Raw genomic sequence first — 6,352 nt, forward strand, 5'->3', positions numbered from 1 at the left:
TATACCTCTATTCGGCGCATCCTCTCCTAGACTCCGCTTGCACGACTCGTTAGCCTGAAATTGCTATGACTATCCCCTTAATTAAACGCTATTTAATCGCCCTTGATCGTTATAAATTCATTGGCATCGGTGTTTTTGCGCTAATTACTGGCGGAGCGGGCGTTGTGGCGATTATGCCCTCTCCCCCCAGTGCTGTGTCTTATGAGGGTTGGGGAGATTTGGCGGTAACTACTCCTGCAAAAGTCTTTTCGACAACGGGAGGGGAAATTCAGCAGCAGGGACTGCAACGGCTTACAGAACAAAATCTTTTAGCAGAGAATGTGATAAAAGCTACGGCAATAGCTGTGGGTTCTAATCCAAAAGAAATCATTGAGAATTTAGAGTGGAAGTCCGATAACTCAGGAAAAGACGGAGAAGCCTCGATTCCATCAATAATAAGAGTGATTTACACTGATGACGATCCGGAGCAAGCTATCAAAACGGTAGAAGTGCTGATGCAGAAGATGATCGAGCAAAGTCGTTTGATTAATAGCGAACGACTGCAAGCGATTATTGAGTCCATTGAAACACGCTCAGCCGAGGCGGAAAACGAATTAAAACAGGCACAAGAAGAACTAGAAACCTTTAACCGGATTGAGGGCGCCGCCTTAGCCTTAGCTGAAGATAACAGCTTGCTGGCACAAATTAGCGGCAACAAACAACAGCAACGCCAAGTGCAACAGACTCTAGAAGGAATTGAGAGTCAGATGGCGAGTTTGCAGAGGCGGTTGGGTTTGACGGCTGACCAAGCTTATACGAACTCAGCCCTGAGCGCTGATCCCACCATCGCTGGCTTGCGCGGACAACTGCAACAAATTGAAACTCAGATAAAACTGCTCAAAAGTCAAGGGTATAGAGACCAACATCCCAATCTCGAAGAGTTACAGCGACAGCAACGGACTTATGAAGCAATGCTAGGAAAGCGAGCGGCTGAGGTGATTGAAGGGAATGGTTTGGGTGAAGCCTTAACCCCCAGCCGTATCCGAATTGGTAGCAGCCTTGACCCAACCCGGCAACAATTAGCCAATCAATTGGTGTCATTATCGACTCAACGCGATACACTGCGAGATCAACTGGAAACCACGAACAGAATTGGCCAGGAACTACTTCAGGAATATCAACAGATTCCGACTAAGCAGCTTGAGCAGGTACGCTTAGCACAGAAGTTTCAAATAAAACAAGACTTCTATAACACATTACAGGCATCACTCATTGATGCCAAAGCCGCTGACGCAGAAACCGTGAGCTATCTCAGCGTTAGTCAGACTCCTGGCGTCCAGCAGAAGGGTGGGAAAGAATCAACCAATCCCATTGTCATCCTCGCTGGGGGAACCTTTGTCGGCTTAATTGCGGCGGCTGGTGTGATTCTCATCTTAGCTATCTTAGATAGCAAACTCTACGCAGCCAAAGAAATCCAGCAATTGCTGGCACAACATGATGTCCCTGTCTTGGCAGAATTGCCTGTAGTGATGAGCATTGACCCAGATTTGGGACAAACAGGTATTTTACTCAAGTCAAGTTCACCCTATTTAGAGGTGTACGAACGGTTCCGCAGTAAGCTTTGTAGTGGAGAGCATAAATCCTTGAAAGTGGTGTTAATCGCCAGCACGGTTAAGGGAGAGGGTAAAAGCACCACCGCTTATAATTTAGCGATCGCGTCAGCTCATGCGGGTAAGCGTACTCTATTAATTGAAGCCGATTTACGCTCATCCTCCCAAGCGCATTTCCACCACGTCACCCCTGAACCGGAAGCGAAGACCCAACCCTTACCGTACTACGGCTCTAAGAGTGCTTGCATTCAGTTAGCCCCAAATATTCAGAATCTCTATATCGTACCCAGTCCCGGACCCCAAAAACAAGCCGCTGCTATCCTAGAATCGCGAGAGTTTCAACAGCTTATCCGCGATGCTCGCAATCGCTTTGACTTTGTAGTGATTGATAGTCCGGCGCTCTCCCTGTCCAATGATACTCTGTTACTTGAACCCCTAGCCGATGGGATGGTACTTGTCACCCGTCCGGGTTACAGTGAGAAATCAATCCTGAATCTGGCAGCTCAAGAATTAACCGAAACCGAGCCATCACCGCTCTTAGGGGCGATTATCAATGGTGCGGATACCTCGATTCCAGTCAGCGCTACTGAGGTTGAGGAGGATATTGAACTGGAGTATGAAGACGAAGACGAAGATGCCTTTGAAGATGAGGAATTAGAAGAAGAACAAGAGGAGCCAATTCCAACAGGCGCGACAAGGTATTAATTGTCATTTGTCACTTGTCATTTGTCACTTGTCATTTGTCATTTGTCATTTGTCATTCGTCATACTCGCTTTCATCGAGAAGCAAGCTACGTCATTTGTTGATTGGGGACGTCACCTTGGTAGGGGCGCTTTCGCTTTGCGCCCGATTCAATGGTAAAGTCTAGTCCACAATTTTAGCTGTGTCACTCCAGTGGGCAGAACCGTCTCGTACTCGCCTAGGATATCGGTCAAGAAACCGGGTTTCTTGGGGTTAAAGGTTGATATTGCGTTGTCATCCTGACGAGAAACCCGGTTTCTAGGAATACTTGACCGACGCTCTAGGAGAACCCGAAGGGTAGAGGAATCCAATTGCCAGTTAACCTGTTGGGTTTCGCGATCGCTCTACCCAACCTACAACTTTGTCAAGCTACCTATTTTGTCCGGATATTCAATGGAAATAATGTATGTGTAGCCTGGTAGAGTTCAAAATGAGCAATTATTTATGAAAGATAAGTTTGGTTTTGTGAATTTTACTATAAGTTCAGGCATAAAAAATTGGATTAAGCTATTTTATCTTCTTACAATTAAACTGACAAAAAATAAAAAATATTATAAACCCCCAAAATCCCCCCATTTGCTCAGGTTTGTCAGTAGTTTATGCCTCATCCTAGTATTCGGATTGCAACAGACGCCAGCAGTAGCTCAAGTTACTCAAGCTAAAGTTGTGGAAATTTTAGGAGGAAATCACGTTTATATCCAAAATCAACCCGTACAAATCAATGCCATCGCTACTCTGGGACAAACTATCACAACCAAGCAGGCGCGGGTGAATTTGCAGTTTAACAACGATGCGGGTGTCCGACTCGGACAAAATTCTGCGATCACTGTCGGTAGTCGCTGCGCCCGAGTCCGAAATGGAAAAGCCTTGGTGTATGGTATTCAGGGGTGTGTAAATTCAATAGTGGCGACAACACGGGGGACGGTTTATCTAATGGAATTGAATGAAATGGGTCAGGGACAGATTAAAGTAATTTCGGGTGCAATCGAACTAAGAAAACGGTATAGTTTCTTGAGTTCAGAATCAGTTGGAGTGAATCGCGGGGAAAAAATTGATATTCATTCGGATGGGGATTTAGCGGAAAGTCGATGCTTTTCACGAGAAGAAATTGAACAGATTATCCAAGGCGAATTATTTGAAGGATTTCAGACCGAAATTTCGGGGCTATGAAATGCTCATACCCAATCCGGGTTGACTACTCCCTTTATAATCCAGTCCGCGTTGAGCTAACCGCGGGGTTCAATTTTTGCCGACGCCCCACACCCTACCTACTATATTTTTGCTCTCTTCCTCCCTCATACTATGGAGATGATATAATGGAATTATTAAGTTTTGTATACTTGTATCAATCTCTGTGGTTTGGCAACTTTCCTCGTTCTCAGAATCCCTATCGACACCCAATCAAGACAGCCTTTATCTTTGGAGAAAGAAACTCATTGACAATTTGCCCCAAACTAAAAGAATTACCCAGCAGATCATCACCGCAATTGGCGTTGGCTTACTCTTTAACTGGCTGAATGTCCCCGTCGGTTGGCTGCTGGGTCCGATGCTGGTAGGAATTGGCTATGCTATCAGTTTAGGACGCCGCCAACCCTTACCTTCAAACTTTAAACTCATCGGACAAATTGTTGTCGGTTTGGTAACAGCCACTCGCTTTTCTCCAGAAACCATTAGTGTGGCAACAACCTACGCCGTACCTTTGTTACTTTGTGTTTTGCTCACCGGGAGTCTGAGTCTATTTAATGGGTATCTCTTAAGTCGTTGGGCTGGGATTGATCGCACCACCAGTTTACTCGGATTTATACCGGGTGCAGCCTCCAGCATTGTGGTTATGAGTGAAGAAATGGGAGCAGATGCGATCGCGGTTGCTCTACTTCAATATATCCGAGTTTTGCTGGTTGTGTTAATCATGCCTAGCGCAGCTATCCTTCTGGTTCCCGCCAACCTGGATACGCCAGTCACCACCACTGTCGCCACAGCCAACACCTTAACAACTCTACCTATGGCATTGAGCCTTTTAATTCTCGCCGGGTGCGGTATCCTGGGGGTTTGGGCAGGAAAGCGATTCCGTCTACCTTCCCCTGGATTTTTTGGTCCCTTTCTGGTGGGGTTAGCCGCATTTTGGGCATTGCCAAATCAAGTACAAATGCCTCAACCTCTATTCGCTGGCGCACTATTGCTGATTGGATTATCGGTTGGGGTACAGTTTGACTGGCAAACCGCCCGTAAACTCGGCAAAGCTGTCTTAATTGAAATCGGATTAGTCATCGGGTTAATTATCATCTGTTTAGGGATTGGCTATGGATTTCATTGCGTCACCGGTGTGGATATGGCAACGGCTATTTTAGGATTCACACCGGGGGGAATTGAGGCAATGGTGGCTACCGTTATGCAGTTAGGTGGTGACACCGGATTGGTATTAGCCATGCAATTAACCCGGATGTTAAGTATCATTATGATTTCCCCCTGGTTAGTGGCGTTTTTAGTTAAGCGTGCCAATGCTTCAGATAACCAAACCTATAGAATTGAACCTGTTATTACCCAAGAAAAATCGACCCTTAAGCCGGATTTTGACTCTGTTGCATCGGGAAAGTAGAGCGCAATATCTCATCGACATTCTCTAGGGTCAGTTTTTGTTGGTCAGCTAAAGCTTTAATGGTTTGAGTTATTGCCTGAATTTGGAAGGGATCGAAGTCTAATCCCAGTTGAATGGCGCGATTGGCAATTGCATGACGACCGGTTAATTTATGATTAATTAAAAAGGAACGGGATAGTCCAAAATCACTTGGATTAAGGGATTCGTAAGTCTGGGGATTATTTAACATGGCTTTAGCATGAACCCCTGCCTTATGGTTAAAGGCGGCTGAACCGATAATATAGTGGTTAGCTGGAATTGCCATACCCACTTTATCTGCGACAAGTTGATGCAGTGCTAAAAGTTGGGGTAGGCGATATTTCCCCTGCAATTGTTCGGGATCAACCGTGTAAAGACGGGCGATAAGTCCAGCCAAGGGAGTGATTCCATTGCGTTCGCCAATTCCCAATACAGTGGTATCGATATGAGTTGCACCCGCTTCTAAGGCGGCGTAGCTATTCGCGATCGCACAACCTGTGTCATTATGACCATGGAATTCAATATCGGTATTTGTATGTTGGCGCAGTGTCTGAACTAAATTAAAGACTTGATTGGGAGTCGCGACACCCACTGTATCCGCTAAACCAAAACGATTCACCATGTCGAGTTTATCAATAGCACAATAAACCTGGAGTAAATCCGGAAGCAAACTGCGAAATGAATCTTCTGTAGAAAAGCGCAATTCTGTTTCCGGACTTTGGTTATGGATAAAAGTAATAACCTCCGTTGCCCGATCAACAATTTGACTTATACTCTTTCCATGACCAAACTGGCGCAGAAAACTGGATGTACCAAAGAACAAATGAATCCCGTTAACGCCTGTATCTAATGCTACTTTTGCATCTTCTAAATGACAGCGAATATGGGTTAATACTTTGGCGTGCAACCCTAATTGAGCTAAATGCTGACAATCTTGACGGGATTGAGGTGAAGCACAAGGAGAGGTGACTTCAATATATTCAACTCCGAACTCGTCAAGCGCCCTAGCAATTTCTACTCTATCCTGTGATGAAAAGTTAGCCCCACAAAATTGTTCTCCTTCCCGTAGTGTCGTTTCTATAATTGAAAATTGACTCAGTGACATTGATGTTGTCCTTTTCTTTGTGGTAACTTATCACTTCCATATAGCAATCCTAAATAGGATTACCTGAAGGGGTGACAAGCAGTCTTAAACTCTTGAAAGTAAGGCTTTGAGCGACATCAATATCTCCAAAGATAAAGTCTTATTGACATCCTTATTGACATATGAAGACCACCGGATGAGGTATGGGATTAGCGAAGCGTTGCGCAGGGGGTATGGGGGAGGCGCTCGTCCCCCATCGGGGGGTCTGGGGGGCTGGTCCCCCAGAGACAAACTCCTATCTTTGACCCTATCTGTGACGAGAA

General features: G+C 45.4%; 4 protein-coding genes. 3 read left to right on the forward strand and 1 reads right to left on the reverse strand.

Annotated elements, in window-relative coordinates; translation table 11 throughout:
* Positions 1–65 precede the first annotated feature (65 nt).
* The 3 genes from RIG27_RS26710 (at position 66) to RIG27_RS26720 (ending at position 4,927) form a co-directional block, all read left to right on the forward strand.
* Positions 66–2,294: a GumC family protein gene (locus RIG27_RS26710; RefSeq protein WP_446350206.1), complete on the forward strand. Its 2,229-nt coding sequence runs from the start codon at positions 66–68 to the stop codon at positions 2,292–2,294.
* A gap of 481 nt (positions 2,295–2,775) precedes the next feature.
* On the forward strand, positions 2,776–3,501 hold the full coding sequence (locus tag RIG27_RS26715; protein WP_446350207.1) for a hypothetical protein: 726 nt from the start codon (positions 2,776–2,778) through the stop codon (positions 3,499–3,501).
* A 184-nt stretch (positions 3,502–3,685) separates the two neighbouring features.
* Positions 3,686–4,927: an AbrB family transcriptional regulator gene (locus tag RIG27_RS26720; protein WP_446350208.1), complete on the forward strand. Its 1,242-nt coding sequence runs from the start codon at positions 3,686–3,688 to the stop codon at positions 4,925–4,927.
* On the opposite strand, the gene lysS is transcribed toward RIG27_RS26720, so the two are convergent.
* Positions 4,890–6,050 (reverse strand): homocitrate synthase, encoded by a 1,161-nt coding sequence (lysS, locus tag RIG27_RS26725; protein WP_446350209.1) that lies wholly within the window; start codon positions 6,048–6,050, stop codon positions 4,890–4,892. The genes RIG27_RS26720 and lysS overlap by 38 nt on opposite strands.
* Positions 6,051–6,352 lie beyond the last annotated feature (302 nt).

The sequence above is a fragment of the Coleofasciculus sp. F4-SAH-05 genome, assembly GCF_040222985.1.
GTDB classification, from domain to species: Bacteria; Cyanobacteriota; Cyanobacteriia; order Cyanobacteriales; family Coleofasciculaceae; genus Coleofasciculus; species Coleofasciculus chthonoplastes.